This window comes from Kitasatospora sp. MAP5-34 (genome assembly GCF_029894335.1).
Classification (GTDB): Bacteria; Actinomycetota; Actinomycetes; order Streptomycetales; family Streptomycetaceae; genus Kitasatospora.
In genome coordinates, this window is the sequence record NZ_JARXZC010000038.1 from 59,460 (window position 1) to 76,868 (window position 17,409).

The 17,409-nt window shown below is 71.2% G+C and carries 18 protein-coding genes and 2 pseudogenes; 12 read left to right on the forward strand and 8 right to left on the reverse strand.

The window, feature by feature from the left end:
* Window positions 1–112: 112 nt before the first annotated feature.
* Window positions 113–1,048: a LysR family transcriptional regulator gene (locus P3T29_RS26015; protein ID WP_280719065.1), complete on the forward strand. Its 936-nt coding sequence runs from the start codon at window positions 113–115 to the stop codon at window positions 1,046–1,048.
* Window positions 1,049–1,342: 294 nt separating this feature from the next.
* Window positions 1,343–2,005 carry an HAD family phosphatase gene (locus P3T29_RS26020; RefSeq protein WP_280719066.1) on the forward strand — a complete coding sequence of 221 codons (663 nt, stop codon included), beginning with the start codon at window positions 1,343–1,345 and terminating at the stop codon, window positions 2,003–2,005.
* A gap of 289 nt (window positions 2,006–2,294) precedes the next feature.
* On the opposite strand, the gene P3T29_RS26025 is transcribed toward P3T29_RS26020, so the two are convergent.
* Entirely contained in the window at window positions 2,295–2,474 is a 180-nt protein-coding gene (locus P3T29_RS26025; RefSeq protein ID WP_280719067.1) for a hypothetical protein, read from the reverse strand.
* A gap of 101 nt (window positions 2,475–2,575) precedes the next feature.
* Between P3T29_RS26025 and P3T29_RS26030 the strand changes: the two genes are divergently transcribed.
* Window positions 2,576–2,809: a DUF397 domain-containing protein gene (locus P3T29_RS26030; protein WP_280719068.1), complete on the forward strand. Its 234-nt coding sequence runs from the start codon at window positions 2,576–2,578 to the stop codon at window positions 2,807–2,809.
* Window positions 2,810–2,964: 155 nt separating this feature from the next.
* A pseudogene (locus tag P3T29_RS26035) lies at window positions 2,965–3,087 on the forward strand (IS256 family transposase); the annotation flags it as partial.
* Window positions 3,088–3,094: 7 nt separating this feature from the next.
* On the opposite strand, the gene P3T29_RS26040 reads toward P3T29_RS26035, so the two are convergent.
* On the reverse strand, window positions 3,095–4,045 hold the full coding sequence (locus P3T29_RS26040; RefSeq protein ID WP_280719069.1) for an alpha/beta hydrolase: 951 nt from the start codon (window positions 4,043–4,045) through the stop codon (window positions 3,095–3,097).
* Window positions 4,046–4,208: 163 nt separating this feature from the next.
* Here P3T29_RS26040 and P3T29_RS26045 point away from each other — a divergent pair.
* Together P3T29_RS26045 and P3T29_RS26050 are read left to right on the forward strand one after the other, a co-directional pair.
* A pseudogene (locus P3T29_RS26045) lies at window positions 4,209–4,382 on the forward strand (SDR family NAD(P)-dependent oxidoreductase); the annotation flags it as partial.
* 561 nt (window positions 4,383–4,943) lie between these two features.
* On the forward strand, window positions 4,944–5,318 hold the full coding sequence (locus P3T29_RS26050; protein ID WP_280719070.1) for a VOC family protein: 375 nt from the start codon (window positions 4,944–4,946) through the stop codon (window positions 5,316–5,318).
* A gap of 171 nt (window positions 5,319–5,489) precedes the next feature.
* On the opposite strand, the gene P3T29_RS26055 is transcribed toward P3T29_RS26050, so the two are convergent.
* The 4 genes from P3T29_RS26055 to P3T29_RS26070 all read right to left on the reverse strand — a co-directional run bounded on the left by P3T29_RS26055 (window position 5,490) and on the right by P3T29_RS26070 (window position 7,573).
* Complete coding sequence (locus P3T29_RS26055) at window positions 5,490–5,732, reverse strand: hypothetical protein (RefSeq protein ID WP_280719071.1); 243 nt, start codon at window positions 5,730–5,732, stop codon at window positions 5,490–5,492.
* 105 nt (window positions 5,733–5,837) lie between these two features.
* Window positions 5,838–6,479: a hypothetical protein gene (locus P3T29_RS26060; RefSeq protein ID WP_280719072.1), complete on the reverse strand. Its 642-nt coding sequence runs from the start codon at window positions 6,477–6,479 to the stop codon at window positions 5,838–5,840.
* Between the two features lie 126 nt (window positions 6,480–6,605).
* On the reverse strand, window positions 6,606–7,118 hold the full coding sequence (locus tag P3T29_RS26065) for an NUDIX hydrolase (RefSeq protein WP_280719073.1): 513 nt from the start codon (window positions 7,116–7,118) through the stop codon (window positions 6,606–6,608).
* 104 nt (window positions 7,119–7,222) lie between these two features.
* Window positions 7,223–7,573 carry a hypothetical protein gene (locus P3T29_RS26070; RefSeq protein WP_280719074.1) on the reverse strand — a complete coding sequence of 117 codons (351 nt, stop codon included), beginning with the start codon at window positions 7,571–7,573 and terminating at the stop codon, window positions 7,223–7,225.
* An 18-nt stretch (window positions 7,574–7,591) separates the two neighbouring features.
* Here P3T29_RS26070 and P3T29_RS26075 point away from each other — a divergent pair, with 18 nt between their 5' ends.
* Together P3T29_RS26075 and P3T29_RS26080 are read left to right on the forward strand one after the other, a co-directional pair.
* The gene (locus P3T29_RS26075; RefSeq protein ID WP_280719075.1) at window positions 7,592–8,242 is read left to right on the forward strand and encodes a DUF5753 domain-containing protein; all 651 of its coding nucleotides are present in this window, start codon (window positions 7,592–7,594) and stop codon (window positions 8,240–8,242) included.
* 437 nt (window positions 8,243–8,679) lie between these two features.
* Window positions 8,680–10,899 carry a WD40 repeat domain-containing protein gene (locus P3T29_RS26080; RefSeq protein WP_280719076.1) on the forward strand — a complete coding sequence of 740 codons (2,220 nt, stop codon included), beginning with the start codon at window positions 8,680–8,682 and terminating at the stop codon, window positions 10,897–10,899.
* Window positions 10,900–11,078: 179 nt separating this feature from the next.
* On the opposite strand, the gene P3T29_RS26085 is transcribed toward P3T29_RS26080, so the two are convergent.
* Window positions 11,079–12,521 carry an IS66 family transposase gene (locus P3T29_RS26085; RefSeq protein ID WP_280719077.1) on the reverse strand — a complete coding sequence of 481 codons (1,443 nt, stop codon included), beginning with the start codon at window positions 12,519–12,521 and terminating at the stop codon, window positions 11,079–11,081.
* Window positions 12,522–12,679: 158 nt separating this feature from the next.
* Here P3T29_RS26085 and P3T29_RS26090 point away from each other — a divergent pair, with 158 nt between their 5' ends.
* Window positions 12,680–12,892: a DUF397 domain-containing protein gene (locus P3T29_RS26090; RefSeq protein ID WP_280719078.1), complete on the forward strand. Its 213-nt coding sequence runs from the start codon at window positions 12,680–12,682 to the stop codon at window positions 12,890–12,892.
* Between the two features lie 90 nt (window positions 12,893–12,982).
* Here P3T29_RS26090 and P3T29_RS26095 read toward each other — a convergent pair whose 3' ends face one another.
* Window positions 12,983–14,218, reverse strand: coding sequence for an FAD-dependent monooxygenase (locus tag P3T29_RS26095; protein WP_280719079.1), 1,236 nt, complete (start codon window positions 14,216–14,218; stop codon window positions 12,983–12,985).
* A 223-nt stretch (window positions 14,219–14,441) separates the two neighbouring features.
* On the opposite strand from P3T29_RS26095, the gene metK reads away from it, so the two are divergent.
* From metK to P3T29_RS26110, 3 genes are all read left to right on the forward strand, one after another.
* Window positions 14,442–15,668: a methionine adenosyltransferase gene (gene metK, locus P3T29_RS26100; protein ID WP_280719080.1), complete on the forward strand. Its 1,227-nt coding sequence runs from the start codon at window positions 14,442–14,444 to the stop codon at window positions 15,666–15,668.
* Between the two features lie 62 nt (window positions 15,669–15,730).
* Window positions 15,731–16,714, forward strand: a complete 984-nt coding sequence (locus tag P3T29_RS26105; protein ID WP_280719081.1) for a carbohydrate kinase family protein — start codon at window positions 15,731–15,733, stop codon at window positions 16,712–16,714.
* 38 nt (window positions 16,715–16,752) lie between these two features.
* Window positions 16,753–17,409, forward strand: a 657-nt coding sequence (locus tag P3T29_RS26110; protein WP_280719083.1) for a homocysteine S-methyltransferase family protein, incomplete at its 3' end; no start/stop codon positions are given.

A 17,409-nucleotide genomic window follows, 5' to 3' on the forward strand; every position in this document is an offset into this window, starting at 1 on the left:
CCCGCACAACCGATCCGCGTTCGGTTGCATCAAAGCGCGCACCATACCCGGGGATCAAACAACCGCAGGGCCGCCCGGCCACAACCAACGGTTGTGCCCCTAGGCTGTCGGCATGGACCTCGACACCGTCCGGACCTTCGTCGCCGCCGCCGACGCGGGGCAGTTCCAGGAGGCCGCCGCCGAGCTGGCGGTCACCCAGCAGGCCGTCTCCAAGCGCATCGCCGCGCTGGAGCGCGAGCTCGGCGTGCGGCTGTTCACCCGCACCGCGCGCGGCGCCGGGCTCACCATCGACGGGCAGGCGTTCCTGCCCCACGCGCGCGAGCTGCTGCGCGTCGCCGAGCGCGCGGTCGCGTCCGTGGCCGCCGGCCGCCGGCCGCTGCGCGTCGACGTGATCGCCTCGCGCGTCGCGCCGTCGGGCCTGATGCGCGGCTTCCACCGCGCGCACCCCGAGATCGACCTCGACGTGGTGATGCTGTTCGACGTCGAGACGGCCGTCACCGCCATCCGGTCCGGTGCGATCGACGCGTCCTTCCGCGCCGTCGCCGTGCCCGGCCGGCCCCTTCCCGAGGACATCGAGTCCGTCCGGGTGCTCGACGAGCCGCTCCAGCTCCTCGCCGGTCCCGCCCACGCGCTGGCCGGTGCCCGGTCGGTGACCGTCGCCCAGCTCGCCGGACACCGGATCTGGATGCCCGGCATCGTCCCCGGCACCGAGTGGGCCGCCTACTACGCCGACCTCGTCGCCGAGTTCGGCCTCACCATCGAGGCGACCGGCCCCAACTTCGGCTCCGACGCCCTCCTCGACACCATCGCCGACACCCCGGCCCTGGCCACCTTCATGGGCGAGCACACCCGCCTGGTCTGGCCCGCCGACCACGGCCTGCGCCGTATCCCGGTGACCGACCCGACGCCCGTCTACCCGCACTCGCTGCTCTGGCACCGTGACAACCCCCACCCGGCGCTGGCCGCCCTGCGCGCCTACCTCGCCGCCAGAGCGGCCGGCCACGCCGCCGCCGGGACCTGGGCGCCGGGCTGGGTGCTTCCGCGCTGATCCAGCGGCCCGCCCGGACGAAACCTCGCGGTGATCCCCGAGCCTGAACATCGGGGACTGAACATCGGGGAGGCCCTGGTGTCGTCGCCCGCCGCGAGCTCACGAGCGCGCGCTTGTTCTTGTGGCCGGCGACCACGTGCCGGGGGCTCAGTTCGGCGATCCGGTCGATGCCCTCCAGCCACGCCTCAGGGCCGCCGCCGCCTTCGTACCGGAAGGGCCGCCGTCCAGTCCACCCGCCCGTTGGAGCGGGTACCTTCGCGGTACAGCGACGAACCGTGAAGGGGAACATCCAGCATGACGCAGCCCACTGACACGAGCAGGTCTGTGCCCATCCGCGCCTTGATCCTGGACTTCGCCGGGGTGCTGACGACTGGCGTACTGGAGACGCACCGCCAGTGGTGCCTGGCGCAGGGGCTGGATGCTGAGGCGTGGCGGCGGACGCTGAACTACACCGATGAAGGACGGCAGCTGTACGCGGCGTTGGAGATCGGGGAGTTGTCGCAGGCGGAGTGGAACCGGCGCACGGCGCCACTTCTCGGGATCGGTGATGACGGCGAGAACCTGATGGGCCGTTCGTGGGCGGGGGTCCGGCCGGCCGAGGACATGATCCGGCTGGCCCGGGATGCCCGCGCCGCCGGGTACACGCTCGCCCTGCTGTCGAACTCCTTCGGCCTGGACCCGTACAACCCGTATGAGGCCATCGGGGTCTGGGACTTGTTCGACGTGCACGTGATCAGCGAGACGGAAGGCATCGCCAAGCCCGATCCGGCGATCTACCAGCGCACCCTTGACCGGCTCGGACTGCGCGGCGAAGAGTGCGTGTTCGTGGACGACCACCCGGTGAACCTGCCCCCGGCCGCCGCGCTCGGGATCACCACGGTGCTCGCGGACGGTAGCGCCGCTGCCTGCGCCGAGGTGGCGGCGATCCTCGGGCTGTGCCCGGCGCAGGCAGCCTGACCCGGTGAGACCGGCTGCCTGCCGCACCGTCAACTGACGGCCAGACAGCCGGGTTCCACGACGCACCCTGTGCGCGTACCGTCCGAGTGAGGCCAATCACGGGACGGAGCCAGGGTATGACGGCATGGTCGGAACGCACCACCAGTGAACGGGTCAAAGCGCTACGGGGCTCGGACATGACACAGGAACAGCTCGCGGAGGCGTCCGGGTTCATCGCACTGGAAGCCGTGGCGTCGGAGGTGTACACCTTTCAGAGTCAGACGATCCCCGCCCTGCTCCAGATCCCCGATTACACCCGCGCGTTGTCGGTGGCCAGCCACGGGTGGACGAAGCCGGAAGAGATCGAACAGTTCGTTCGGTCCGCCTTGCCCGGCAGCAGCGGATCACCTCGGACGACCCGCTCACCGTGTGGGTAGTACTGGCAGAGGCCGCTCTGCGTCAGCAGGTCGGCGGTTCCGCCGTGATGCACGAACAGCTCTCCTACCTTGAGCAGATGGCCGAGCTGCGAACCAAGGCTCGGTCCCCCGTGGAGTCCCTGAAGCTGATCACGTCCATGAAGGACTGCGGACCATGAACAACACGCCGACTGCTTCACAGAACCTCTCGTCCGCCACTTGGCGCAAGTCCACATACAGCGGCGGCGGCAACAATCAGGAGTGCATCGAGGTGGCCGACGGCTTCCCCGGCGTGCTGCCGGTCCGCGACTCCAAGGACCCGGGCGGCCCCGCGCTGGTCTTCCCCGCCGATGCCTGGCGGGCGTTCGTGGCGGGCGTGCGCGCAGGGGAGTTCCCCGCCGACTGCTGACCAGCCCGACCCCCGACAGCCCCCGGCCGACACGGCGCGGGGCTGTGGCACTTCCTGGAGCAGGACCCGAAGTAAAGGCCCACGTAGCCGAGTTGGCCGAGGAACAGGACGGGACCGGCCGCCGTCTGGTGGTCCGCAACGGCTACCACCACCCGATCGAGTCCGCACAGGCCCGCTGGCGTGCGGTCAACGCTCCTCGCTTGGTTGCCCTGGTCCGGGCCGGAGCCCGAATTCGAACGCGGTGTCCTGGCCAGGGGGCAGAGGCTCTCGCTGCCTGACAAGGCGTCAGCCGACTCGGTCGAGCAGATCGGCGACGTCCGCGAACACCCTCTCTCCCGCCGCCGCTGCGGCGGGAGAGAGGGTGTCGAGGGTGAGGAATCCGTGGACCATTGCGGCCTCGCAGCGGTGTCGGACCGGGACGTGCGCGGCGGCCAGCCGGGCGGCATAGGCGTCGCCCTCGTCCCGGAGCGGATCGTGCTCCGCGGTGACGACAACGGTGGGCGGCAGCCCGCCGAGGTCGGCGGCGTACAGCGGGCTGACCCCGGGGGCGGCGCGCCGGGACGGGTCCGGGACCCATTGCTCGGCCCCCCACGCGACGTCGTCGGTCGTCAGGCCCCAGCCCGTGGCCTTCGACCGCGCGCTGGAAGAGGAGAGTGTCAGATCGGTGTTGGGGTAGACCAGGATCTGGGCGGCCGGTAGCGGTCCGCCTTCGTCGCGCAGGCGCAGGCAGGCGAGCGCGGCGAGGTTCCCGCCGGAGCTGTCGCCCATGACGACGGTCGGGCCTGCGATCCCGGCGCTGGAAGCTCCGCCGGCTGCCGCCCACCGGATGGCGTCCACGCAGTCGTCGACGGCAGCCGGCCACGGGTGCTCCGGAGCCCGGCGGAAGTCGACGCTCAGTACGGCAGCGCCGGTGCTGAGGGCCAATCGGCGGCAGGCCCGATCGTGCGACTCCAGATCGCCGATGGTCCACATCCCTCCGTGCAGGAACACCACCAGCGGCCGGATCGCCGCCGAAGGCCGGTAGAGGCGGGCCCCCACGGCAGCCGGACCGACCGTCAGATCCTCGACGTGGGCGATCTCGGGGCCCGGGGGCCGGGCTTCGGCGCGCAGTCGTTGCGCACGCCGCAGCTCCGCTGCGCCCATGGCGCGGGCGGGACGTCCGGGGTCCTGCCGAACGGCCTCGATGAAGGAGGCCAGTTCGGCATCGGCGAGAGAGGGATCGATCGGTCCGGTCACGCAGGCCAGGATGCCATCGCGGGTTCGGCTGGACGAGTAGTCCGAAGTCGGGCGGCTTCAGCAGTTCGGCTCAGGGAATACCGGAAGGGTGTCCGGCATCGGGCCGTGACAGCCGAAGACCGGTCCCGGATTCGACCGGGGCAACACGAGGGGAAATGCGATCGTGGGGGAACTGGACGGCATGACCGCACTGGTGACGGGCGGCTCGCGGGGGATCGGTCGCGCGGTCGCCCTGCGGCTCGCCGCCGAGGGGGCGCTGGTCGCGGTCCACTACGGCGGCAACGACGCGGCCGCTGCGGAGACCGTGGCGCTGATCGCCAAGGCCGGCGGCCGGGCACGCACCGGGGCGTTGACGTCGGCCTGGGCGGGGCGGAACTTCGGATCCACTCGTCCAGCAGGAGGGGTGGCGAAGGACGCTCCGACGCGGCCCGGCCCGCGCGGCAAGGCCGTCAGCGAAGCCGACCGCGCTGCGGGAGCAGGAGTCCCCGCGACCGCGCGAACCCGGCCACGCCACGCGGGGCTGTGGCTTGTCCTGGGCCAACTACCGGCGCCGGCCAGCCTCTCGGCCCGCGCGGGGGCTGTCGGGGTTGGGGCTGGTCAGGGCCTCTCGTTGCTCGGTAGGACGTTCGACACTCCCCGAGCTGTCCTGCACACGGTGAGGACACCTCAGCTGTTTTGACCGATCGCTTTTTCTGTTGTCACAGCCCGCGAGATCCAGTACGGTCGTCCACCGTGAACACCGGACCGGCACTACGCCACACACAGATCGGCTATCCGGTGGAGGGCTGATCGCACGGTGGGTGCGGAGAAGGCACCCCCTCAGTTCGGCACGCGGACCTCCCAACGCTCGTGCATTGCGAGTCCGTTCTTCGTGTCGAGCAACAGCGAGGTCAGCCGAATGACAGTCACGTTCAACCACACCATCATCGCCGCCAAGGATCGCAACGAGTCGGCTCGGTTCTTCCGGGAGCTGTTGGAACTTCCGGAAGCACCGTCATGGGGCCCGTTCACCAACATTCAGCTCAACGATGGCGTGCTGCTTCAGTTCGCCGAGCCGCCGGTGGAGATCCAGATGCAGCACTACGCTTTTCTGATCGACGACGAGCTGTTCGATCGGACGTATCGCCGGCTGCGTGATCGCGGCATCGAGCACTGGGCCGATCCGCAGATGCGACGTCCCGACGAGATCAACAATGAGCACGGCGGTCGAGGGGTGTACTTCAAGGACCCTGCCGGTCACGCGATTGAGCTGATCACCCGCCCGTACCTGTAACCGAGCGAGTCCCTGGTCGGGCACCCAGAACGCGCGCCCGACCAGGCGACCGACTTGTCCGGCTGCGCCTCAAGCGATCGTGTGAGTCGTCCTCATCCTCCATGCCGCCGAAGCGACCGCAGCACCGGCTGGAGCGGACCGCACCGGACGGGCCTCGTCGGCCGATCGCGGTCAGGGGCCGTCCTGGGCACCCGCTCCTGGCGCCGGGGGCTGCTTCGATGTCCAGCGTTCCGGCGGCGGGTAGACGTAACGGGCGATCGTCGTGGACACCCACCCGATGCAGAAGCCGCCGAAGACGGGCAGCACCCGGCGCAGTTCCGACTCCCCGCGCAGCGCCGATGTCAGTCCGAGCACCGCCGCCCAGGCCACGCCCAGCCCGCAGCTGTAGACCCAGTAGTTCCGGTACCGACGCATGCTCCTCCTCGGTCCGGGCCCCCGGGGGCCCCGCCCTCACCCTAGAGCAGCGGGCCCCGAGTGAGCCCGATAGAACACCGCCACGGACTTGCGCGGTCGGTACGACTAGGTCGCCACAAAGGCGATGACGAGACCCACGGCGATCGCGACCACGGTGGCGAGGGCCCACCCGGCCGGGCGGCGGTACCTGGTCCTCAGCTGTTCGAAGCGCTCGGGCCGGCGCTGGAGGAACGCGGCCCCGACGATCCCGAGGCCGAAGACGACGAAGCCGAGGGCGAAGTACAGCCCCATGACCATCTCCAGGACGGCGTGCAGGCCGGCCCGGACGCAGTCGCCGTCGGTGGCGGGGCAGTCGACCTCCAGGGCCTTGCCCCGCTCGTCATGGGACTCGTTCATGACCCAGACCTGGTTCTTCTCGGCCCAGGGCGCGGCGGAGTGCGGGACGATCTCGCCGAGGCAGCTGTAGTCGACCGAACCCTTGGGGTGTCGGTGCGGCCAGCACTCCTGGACCTGCAGCCGGCCCGTCGCGCCGGTGAGCCCGGCGGCGCTGCGGAGGCCGGTGACGGCGTTGACGGACACGGCACCCGCGCCGTAGGCGATCGCGAGGCCGATGAGCGTCAGCACCGTGAGTCCGAGCAGCCCGAGCCGCTCCGGCCGGCGGCCCGGCCCCCGCCGGGGCCGTCGCTGGGTCGGCCGGTACTTCGTCCGGTCCTTCGCCGTGCGCTTGGGTCTCTTGCCGTGTGCCATGCTGCCGCCCCCGTCTGTGTCGGCGCACAGCGTACCGACGGCCCGCCGGTCACCCCACGGGTGGGGTGACCGGCTCCCCCTACCTTCCGGCCGGTGCCCGCGTGCCGGTGGGAAGGAACGCGGGCGTCAGCTGTTGGGGCGGGTGGGGTCGGAGCCGTGGTGCAGGTAGGTGGTGGTGCCGGTGGCCAGGGCGTGTGCGCATGCGTGCAGGCGGCGGGTCATGTGTGGGGCGAGCAGGTCGTCCCACTGGGCGGGGGTGGCCAGTTGCCACTGGGTGAGTTCGCTCGGGTCCAGGTGGAGGCGCCGTTCGGCCTGTTCCTGGGTGAGGGTGCCGCCGTCGAAGAGGAAGTTCGCGAGCGGCGGCCTGCCGTCGCTCTGCTCGGGCACCCAGTCGACGAGGAGCAGACGGCCGGGGAGCAGGTCGATGCCGAGTTCTTCCTTGACCTCCCGCTGGGCGGTCTGCCAGGGGTCCTCACCGGGGTCCAGCCCGCCGCCGGGCACCTCCCAGGAGTCGTTGCGGTAGGAGGGCTTGACCAGCAGGATCCGGCCGAGGTCGTCGTGGATGATGACGCCGGCCCCGGCGATGTGCTTGGGCAGGGTGGCGTAGTACTGCGCGGGTGGCAGCGGTGCGTGACTCATGGGACGGGACGTTAACGGAAGCGTCCGGGCGGCACGCTGATTCCGGTGGGCTTGGCACCATTTGCTGACAAACCGGTGTGATCGTTACTCAACTCCCGTTTCTTTCAGGTGAGTTCCGCCCAGACTGCTTGTGCGTCCGGCCGGTAGTGGTGGCCGTAGCGGCCCGCGCGGGCGAGGACTTTCAGTACCGTCAGCTGTGCGTCGCCGTGCAGGCCCTGCGGCAGGGACGCCTGGACGCGGTAGCGGCCGCCGCCGCTGCGGGTGATCCGCGCCCGCGTGCCGGTGGCCAGGGCGAGGCCGAAGACCCGCGCGTTCCAGGCGCCGGTCACCATCGGCCGCGCGGGCGAGTCCCGCCCTTGGACGTACCGCCCGACCGCCCGGGCCGCCCGCAGGCGCGCGGTCAGCAGCCGCCCCGCACTCACGCCGTGCCCCCGGCCGACGGGCCCACCAGGCACCACACCACTTTGCCGACTGTGGAAGACCTGGTGGCGCTCACCCGGCGCAGTGCGGAGCGTGGCTGGACGCAACGACTGGGAGTCGCGCTGCCGTCCTACGCCGACTACATCGACTACGAGGACAGTGCCAGCTACATCCGGTCGTTCCAGCCGATGTTGGTTGCTGGGCTGCTGCAGACCGCCGACTACGCCCGCGCGCTCTTCCGTGCCTCGCCGGTGAGGATGCCGCCCCATCGGGTTGATGAGTTGGTGTCAGTCCGGATGCAGCGACAGGAGGTCCTGAGCATCGATGCGCCGCCCCGGCTGTGCGTGATCGAGGGGGAGGCTGCGCTGCGCGGACAAGTCGGGGGCGCGAAGGTCATGCGCGCGCAGCTCGAGCACCTGCAACAAGTGGCGGAGCATCCGAGCAACGAGTTTCAAGTGCTGCCGTTCAGTGCAGGTGCTCACGCGGGGGTCATGGGGTCGTTCGTGCTGTTCAGTTTCCCTACCCCAGCGTTCTCCGACGTCGTGTGTGTGGAGCACCGCACGGGCACTCTGTATATGGAGACCCCAGAGGAGACGGACACGTATACGCTCACGTTCGACTCGCTACGATCAAGCGCCGTGACTGGTTTGGTGGTCAGGCCGGGGCGGGGATCCAGGCGCCTCGGCCGTCGAAGAGCCGGGTGATGGAACGGCAGTCGGTGGCGCCCGTACCGGCGCCCTCGGCACCCGGAGTGATGTAGCTGCTGGACGGCCTGACGGCCCGTGAGGCCGAGGTGCTGGCGCTGATCGCCACCGAGCAGGGCGGTGAGCGGCCCGGTGAGGGCGGGATGGGCGACGAGCCGGTGCATCAGAGTCCGGTCGCGCTGGTAGAGCCGGTCGGCTTGCCTGAAAGTTGCCCCGGGTGTCCCCGGTTGTGCCCGACGCGGGTCCCGGTGCGACAAGGCGCGTAAAGCTTCCCGCCGCCCCCGGCTACCGCGCGTCAGCCGCCCGGCGCCGCGACTGTGGTACGTGTCCGGGGGGCGGGGTTGCCGGTGTCGATGGAACGACGTGATGCCGTGATGTCGGGCCCGGACGTGTGCCGGAGGTGGTGGTTGTCAGCGGGTGCGTCTACGGTGCCGATCATGAATGGTGATGTGCGTGAGGGTGGTTCGGGTATCGGTCCGGTGGTGGCGGGTGCGTGGTGGACGGACCTGGGGTTGTTGGTGAATGGCGATCCGGCGCGGGTGTGGGGGTTGCTGGATTCGGGGGCGGGTCCGCGGGCTCGTTTGGTGGCGGCGGTGTATCGGGCGTCGGCGCATGTGCACCGGGATGCGACGGCGGGGGTGCGTCGGCAGTTGCTGGCGCTGGATGCGGCTCGGTACGGGGACGTGGAGTTGGCGGCGCGGATCAGTGCCGTTCCGGTGACAGGTGAGCCTGCGCCGCGGTGGGGGGTGGAGTGGTCCACCGGTTCCCAGGTGGATGCCCGGTTCCGCCAGGCCATGACCAACCACGGCGCCCCTGTGTCCGCGATGGCGACGACCGTGCTGGATGGCCGCCCGGTCGCCGTCACCGGCGGCGAGGACGCGGCGGCACGGGTGTGGGACCTGGCCACCGGCGAGCAGATCGGCGACCCCCTGGTCCAGGACGGCGGGGGGTACGCCGTGGCGACGAGCGTGGTGGAGGGCCGGCCGGTCGTCGTCACCGGCGGCAGCGACGACACGGCGGCACGGGTGTGGGACCTGGTCACCGGCGAGCAGGTCGGCGACGCACTGGAAGGCGAAGACGCGCCGGAACACGAAGACGTGTGTGCGGTGGCGACGGCCGTGGTCGAGGGCCGGCCGGTCGCCGTCATCGGCGGATACGAGAAGACGGTGCGGGTATGGGATCTGGCCACCGGCGAGCAGATCGGCGGCTTCCTGCACGGCCACGACAACCCGGTGTTTTCGGCGGCCACGGCGGTGGTGGACGGCCGGCCGGTCGCCGTCACCGCCGGCGACGCGGCGGTACGGGTGTGGGACCTGGTCACCGGCGAGCAGATCGGCGACCCCCTGGAAGGCCACACGCAACGGGTGCGCGCGGTGGCGACGGCGGTGGTGGACGATCGTCCGGTCGCCGTCACCGGCGGCAAGGATGGAACGGTGCGGATGTGGGACCTGGCCACCCGCCAGCCGATCGGCGAGCCCTTGGAAGGCCATCTCGGGGACGTGTCTGCGGTGGCCACCGGGGTGGTTGAGGGCCGGCCGGTCGCCGTCACCGGCAGCGATGATGCGACGGTGCGGGTGTGGGACCTGGCCACGCGCCAGCAGATCGGCGAGCCCTTGGTAGGCCATGCCCAGTCGTACCATCCCATTGAGGTGTGGGCGGTGGCCACCGGGGTGGTTGAGGGTCGGCCGGTCGCCGTCACTGGCGGCGAGTGGGGGTGGGTGTGGGTGTGGGACCTGGCTACCCGCCAGCAGATCGGCAACCCCGTGCGAGGCCACAGCGAAGAAATCTCGACGGTGGCCACCGGGGTGGTTGAGGGCCGGCCGGTCGCCGTCACCGGCAGCCAGGATGGAACGGTGCGGGTGTGGGACCTGGCCACCGGCGAGCCGATCGGCGAGCCGCTGGAATGCCAGACCCGCTGGCCGCGGACGGTGCGGGCGGCGGCAACCGGGGAGGTGGAGGGCCGTCCGGTCGCCGTCACCGGCGGCCAGGATGGAACGGTGCGGGTGTGGGACCTGGCTACCGGCGAGCAGATCGGGGACGCGCTGCCAGGTCTCGCCGGAGACCTGTTGGTGGCGACGACCACGGTCGCCGTCACCGGCGGCCGGGACGGGACGGTGCGGGTATGGGACCTGGCCACCGGCCAGCCGATCGGCGAGCCAGGCCACACTGGCAGGGTGCGGGCGGCGGCAACCGGGGAGGTGGAGGGCCGTCCGGTCGCCGTCACCGGCGGCGAGGATGGGTCGGTGCGGGTGTGGGACCTGGGCACCGGCGAGCAGATCGGCGACCCCCTGGAAGGCCACACGCAAGGGGTGCGTGCGGTGGTAACGACCGTACTGGACGGCCGGCAGGTCGCCGTCACCCTCGGCGACGACGGAACCGTACGAATATGGGACCTGTCCACCCGTCAGCAGATCGGCGACCCCCTGCAAGGCCACACCCGCATGGAGGCGGTGACGGCAACCGGAGTCATGGAGGGCCGGCCGGTCGCCGTCACCGGCGGCCAGGATGGAACGGTGCGGGTGTGGGACCTGGCCACCGGCGAGCACATGGGGCCGGAACTGGCGTTCCCCGCAGAAGTGAATGCGTTGGCGGTGGCTCCCGGCGGGCGGCTTGTGGTCGGCTTCGGTCACGAGGTCGCGGTCCTGTCCCCCCGCTGACCGGGCAAACCATCCTCCCCATCGGGCCCCTGCGGGCCGGCCACTCGTGAGTAGGCGAACGCAACGGGCGCCTTGCCGCCCCGGCCCGGAACAGCCGCAAGGCCACATGCCCGGCCGGGGCTGCAGGGGCCAAGCGGCAGCGCGAACGCGCCGCCGCTTGCGTGTCAGTCTCGGTGATGTCAGGTCGGGACGGGGATCCAGGCGCCTCGGGGGTCGAAGAGTCGGGCGATGGCGTCGAGGAGGTTGTGGCCCTGCTTCGCGGCGGTGGACAGGTAGCCGCGCACGGTGAAGTAGCGCTCGGCGCCGAGTGCCGTGCGCCAGCCGCCGGTGACCTTCTGTTGGATCTTGGCCATCCGGATGGCCTGCTCGCTGGTGTTGTTGTCGAAGGGCACCCGCCAGTCGAAGGCGAAGCGGAGTACCTGGTCGCGTTCGGTGTCGAGGCGGTCGAGCAGGTTCGCTGCCTTCGACCGCTTGCGACGCGGCTCACCCGGGGCGCGGGCCGGGTGCGAGGTCCGCCCGGCGGCGACGATCTCCTCGTAGCGGGCCAGGCGTTCGAGGGTGTCCACGGTGAAGCCGGTGGAGTGCGGGTGTGCGGCCCGGATGGCCTTGACCTCGTCCCAGGTGTCCACCAGCAGCGTGGCGAGGTCCCCGGCCCAGGTCTCGGGGCGGCCGTCGGGCACGTTCTCCACGACAGCGGCGAGTTCGCGCAGGTGGTGCGCGTTGCACAGGGCGTGGGCTACGTCGGTGTAGGTCTTGTAGGGCTTCCAGCCGTCGTGAACGGCGACGCCGGTGAAGTATGGCAGGACGCCCATGGCCTCGAACGCCTGCACGCCGCGCTTCGCATGGACCAGGTAGAGCGTCAGCGAGCGGGTGCAGGCGGTGTGCACCCAGCAGGTGCGGCCGGCGACGCGGGTGCCGGTCTCATCGAAGCCGACCACTTCGCACTCGACAAGTTGTTGCCGCACGGCCTCGGTGTGCTCGGCGACCGCGTCGGCGGCCTGTCCGGCCCAACCGAGCAGGGTCGCGGTGGCCACGTCGGCGCCGAGGACGTCGGCGAGCAGTTCGGCGCACCGCTCGTAGGGCAGGTGCTGACGGGTGAGCAGGTAGAGGGCCAGGCTCTTCAACTGGGGCCCGTACTGGGCCGGGGCCGCCGGCGCGTTTGGCGGGGCGGCGGCGGTGACCTGCCCGCACACGCAGCGGCGGTGCTCGATGCGCTGCTCGGTCACCCGCAGGCGGATCTCGGGCAGGTCGAAGACCTGACGCCGCTCGAGAGAGACCACCTCGGCCAACGCCAGGTCGCCCGCGCAGCCCCGGCACTCCTGCGGAGTGTGGACCTCGACCGCATCCGGTGCGTCGACCTGCATCAGTGAGCCCCCGGCAGTGCCGCGGGGCTTGCCCGGGCCGCGACCCGAGGGCTTGCGCAGTGACGCCGGGCGGGCAAGCCCGTCGCTGGACGGCGGCTTGGACGAGTTCTTCGAGTTCATCCCCAGACGCCGCTTGAGCTCCGCGTTCTCCGCCCGCAGCTCAGCGATCTCCGCCCTGGCTGCAGCCAGCTCGCTCCGCAACTCGCCAACGAGTGCACCCAGTTCCGCATAGCTCGGCAGCGGCAGGGTCTCGGACACAAGACCCAATGATCAACCAGCAGAAACGCCAAGATCAACTCAGCGTGTCAGAAAGCACCAAATCAGTCACCAAGCGCCTTGAGCCCCTCCGAGAGCCTCGACATGATCACCCGAGTCAAGCAAGATCTGTGATCGGCAACAAACGAAAGGTACCGAGGATGCTCGCTCTCGATCTCGACAACGCCAGCTGGCGGAAGAGCACGTTCAGCGGAGACTCTGGCGACTGCGTCGAGGTGGCCGACGGCTTCCCCGGTGTGATGCCGGTCCGCGACTCCAAGGACCCTTACGGCCCGACGCTGATCTTCCCCACCGACGCATGGTCAGCCTTCGTGGCCGGGGTACGCGCCGGGGATTTCTCCGCCGACTGCTGACCCTCGACAGCCCCGGCCGACGCGGTGCGGGGGCGTCTGGGCGGCACGCTGATTCTGGTGGAGAAGCCCGCCCCGCGCCCCCGGCAGCGCTCAGCCCGCGCTCTCCTGCGCGCCGGCCTTGCGGATCGACCACTGGGCGATCCGCAGGGACATCTCCGCCCCCTGGGTCGCGTACTCGGCCATCGCCTTCTGGTACTCCGCCATCGCCTCGTCCAACTCCCGCTCACCACGGTCGACCGCCGTCAGCAGGACGGTGAGCGCCTCGGCGTCACGCACCGCCGTGTTGGCGCCCACGCCCCCCGACGGCGGCATGGTGTGCACCGCGTCGCCCAGCGGCACGACCGGACCGGCCTCCCACGGCTGGACCGGCTGGGTGACCCGCAGCGCGACGGCGAAGGTGGTGTCCGCCAGCGCGTGGCCGAAGATCCCGCGCAGGTCGGGGTGCCAGGCCGAGGTCCGCTCGACCACCAGCCGGCACAACTGCTCACCGCTCAACGCGAAGAACGCCTCGTCGTCCATGCCCAGATCCGCCTGGTGCACGTTGAAGACCGACATGTAGTAGTCGTCGCTGTCCACCAGCTCGGCCGTCGGCCACAACCGGGCGGCGGCCTCCGACGGCCGGGCGCGGAAGGTCATCGGCATCAGGCCCAGGTGGTGGCCGTCCGTGCCGATCACATAGCTGAAACGGTCCTGCAAAGCCTCCGGCAGACCCGCCGCGACCGCCGCCGCCCGGGGGATCCGCGAGAACACCGTACGGATCCCCAGATCCCGGGGCCGGTCCCAGGGCCGCAGCTGCTCCCGCACCCGGGAGTTGGTCCCGTCGGCGGCGATCAGCACATCGCCCTCCGCCGAACTGCCGTCCTCGAAGTGCGCGACCACCCGCCCGGCCGCCGTACGCTCCAGGCTGCGGAAGTTCTTGCCGAACCGGACCACCTCCTCCAGACCGGCCAGCAGGATCCGGCGCAGCGTCACCCGGTCGACCGCGTCGATCTTGTCGGGCGCGTCCGCCCGGGGGTCCTCGAAGCTCGGCGCCCACTGCTCGACGAGGTGCTCGTCGTAGGCGACCAGCCCGCTGTCGTCACGGACGTTCGCGGTCGCCGAGAGCAACTCACCGAGGGCCGTCGGCAGGCAGGCGAGCAGCCCGCGCTCGCCCTCGGGACTGATCCGCAGCCGGTAGCCCTGCCGCCGCCCGTCGGCGGAGCCGTCCCGCTCGAACACGCTGACCTCGACACCGGCCTGCCGCAGCCCCTGGGCCAGGCAGAGACCGCCGATACCGCCGCCAATGACCAGGACCTGCAACGGTGATCGGCTCGTCGGCATAGCCATCGACCCCTCTCTTCTCTTCGGCCCGCTCCCGTGTGCGGTGACCCTGGCACGGTGCGGCGCGCCGCTCGGGCCCCGCTGGAGCGGACCACCCCCGCACCACCCCTGCGGCGCCTTCGACCCGGCCTTGAGCAGGTTTGAAGAGCCGCCACCCACGCTGCGCGAGCCCGCAGACGCAAAGGGCAGCCGCCCCCCAACCCGCCGAAGCCGACCACCCGGAGGAACCGTGTCCCGTCGCCTCTTCACCTCGGAGTCCGTGACCGAGGGCCACCCAGACAAAATCGCCGACCGGATCAGCGACACCATCCTGGACGCCCTGCTGCGCAGCGACCCCCGCTCCCGGGTCGCCGTCGAGACCCTCATCACCACCGGCCAGGTGCACATCGCCGGCGAGGTGACCACCACCGCCTACGCCGACATCGCCGCCCTGGTCCGCGAGGCCGTCCTGGACATCGGCTACGACTCCTCGGCCAAGGGCTTCGACGGCGAGTCCTGCGGGGTCTCCGTCTCCATCGGCTCGCAGTCCCCGGACATCGCCCAGGGCGTGGACGACGCGTACGAGAACCGCGTCGGGGCCGCCGCCCCCGAGACCCCCGTGACGGACGACCTGAGCCGCCAGGGCGCCGGCGACCAGGGCCTGATGTTCGGCTACGCCTGCGACGACACCCCCGAGCTGATGCCGCTGCCGATCTCGCTGGCGCACCGCCTCTCCCAGCGGCTGTCCCAGGTCCGCAAGGACGGCACCGTCCCCTACCTGCGCCCCGACGGCAAGACCCAGGTCACCATCGAGTACGACGGCGACCGCGCGGTGCGCCTGGACACCGTCGTGGTGTCCACGCAGCACGCCGCCGACATCGACCTCGACACGCTGCTGGGGCCCGACATCAAGGAGTTCGTCGTCGCCCCCGTGCTGGCCGCCCTCGCGGCCGAGGGCCTCACCCTCGACACCTCCGACCACCGCCTGCTGGTGAACCCCACCGGCCGCTTCGAGATCGGCGGCCCGATGGGCGACGCCGGCCTGACCGGCCGCAAGATCATCGTCGACACGTACGGCGGCATGGCCCGCCACGGCGGCGGCGCGTTCTCCGGCAAGGACCCGTCCAAGGTCGACCGCTCCGCCGCGTACGCGATGCGCTGGGTCGCCAAGAACATCGTCGCGGCCGGCCTGGCCCGCCGCGCCGAGGTCCAGGTCGCCTACGCCATCGGCAAGGCCGAGCCCGTCGGCCTGTTCGTCGAGACCTTCGGCACCGAGACCGTCCCCGTCCTGGACATCCAGAACGCCGTCACCGAGGTCTTCGACCTCCGCCCCGCCGCGATCATCCGCGACCTCGACCTGCTGCGCCCGATCTACGCGCAGACCTCCGCCTACGGCCACTTCGGCCGCGAGCTGCCCGACTTCACCTGGGAGCGCACCGACCGGGTCGACAAGCTCCGCGCCGTGGCGCTGGGCTGACAACGGCCGGGCCACGCCAGTTCCCCTCGTACGTAGGTCAGTTGCCCCAAGGAGGCACCGCTGTGCGTATTGCCGTCACCGGTTCGATCGCCACCGACCATCTGATGGTCTATCCCGGCCGGTTCGCCGACCAGCTGATCGAGGGCCGGCTCGACAAGGTCTCCCTGTCCTTCCTCGCCGACGAACTGGTGATCCGCCGGGGCGGGGTGGCGGCGAACATCGCCTTCGGCCTGGGCCGGCTCGGCCTGCGCCCGATCCTGGTCGGCGCGGCCGGCACCGACTTCGCGGAGTACCGGGCCTGGCTGGAGGCGGCCGGCGTGGACACCGGCTCCGTACGGATCAGCGAGACCCGGCACACCGCACGGTTCGTCTGCACCACCGACGCCGACCAGAACCAGATCGCCACCTTCTACGCCGGCGCGATGACCGAGGCCCGCGAACTCGCGCTCGCCCCGGTGGCCGGACGGGCCGGCGGACTGGACCTCGTGGTCATCGCCCCCAACGACCCCGAGGCGATGGTCCGCCACACCGACGAATGCCGCACCCTCGGACTGCCGTTCGCCGCCGACCCCTCACAGCAACTGGCCCGGCTGACCAGGGCCGAGGCCCGGCACCTGGTCGAGGGCGCGGCCTACCTCTTCACCAACGAGTACGAAGCAGCCCTGCTGCACCAACTCACCGGCTGGACCCACGACCAGGTCCTGGACCAGGTCGGCACCTGGGTCACCACCCACGGAGCGGACGGCGTCGTGATCGCCCGGGCGGGCACCACCCCGCTGACCGTCCCCGCCGTCCCGACAGACCGTTTCGCCGACCCCACCGGCGTCGGCGACGCCTTCCGGGCCGGCTTCCTGGCCGGCCTCAGCCTGCGGTGGCCGCTGCCACGCGCCGCCCGGCTCGGCTGCGCCCTGGCCACGAAGGCACTGGAGACGGTCGGCACCCAGGAGTACCAGGTCTCGGCCCAGGAGCTCATCCGCTCGGTTGGCGAATCGGTCGGCGAATCGGTCGGCGAATCGGTCGGCGAAGTCCCGGCAGGTGCGCGGTGAGCACCAGCGGCGCACGGCCGACGACACCCGCGGCACCCCTGTCCGTCCGGCAGGGCCGTGCGAACGCCCTGCGGGAAGCCCTTGCGACCCGGGTTGTGGTCGCCGATGGTGCGATGGGCACCATGTTGCAGGCGCAGGACCCGTCGATGGAGGACTTCGAGCAGCTGGAGGGCTGTAACGAGGTTCTGAATGTGACCCGCCCGGACATCGTGCGTTCGGTGCACGACGCGTACTTCGCGGTGGGTGTGGACTGTGTGGAGACGAACACCTTCGGGGCGAACTTCGCGGCGTTGACGGAGTACGACATCCCGGAGCGGATCTTCGAGCTGTCGCAGGCGGGTGCGCGGATCGCCCGCGAGGCGGCGGACAGCTGTGCGACGCCGGACCGGCCGCGCTGGGTGCTGGGCTCGATCGGCCCCGGGACGAAGCTGCCGACGCTGGGGCACGCGGCGTACGACGTGCTGCGGGACGGGTTCCAGGAGAACGCGGCCGGTTTGATCGCGGGTGGTGCGGACGCGCTGCTGGTGGAGACCTCGCAGGATCTCCTGCAGACCAAGGCCGCGATCCTGGGCGCGAAACTGGCGCTGACCGAGGCAGGCGTGGACCTGCCGGTGTTCGTGCAGGTCACGGTGGAGACGACGGGCACGATGCTGCTCGGTTCGGAGATCGGTGCGGCTCTGACGGCGTTGGAGCCG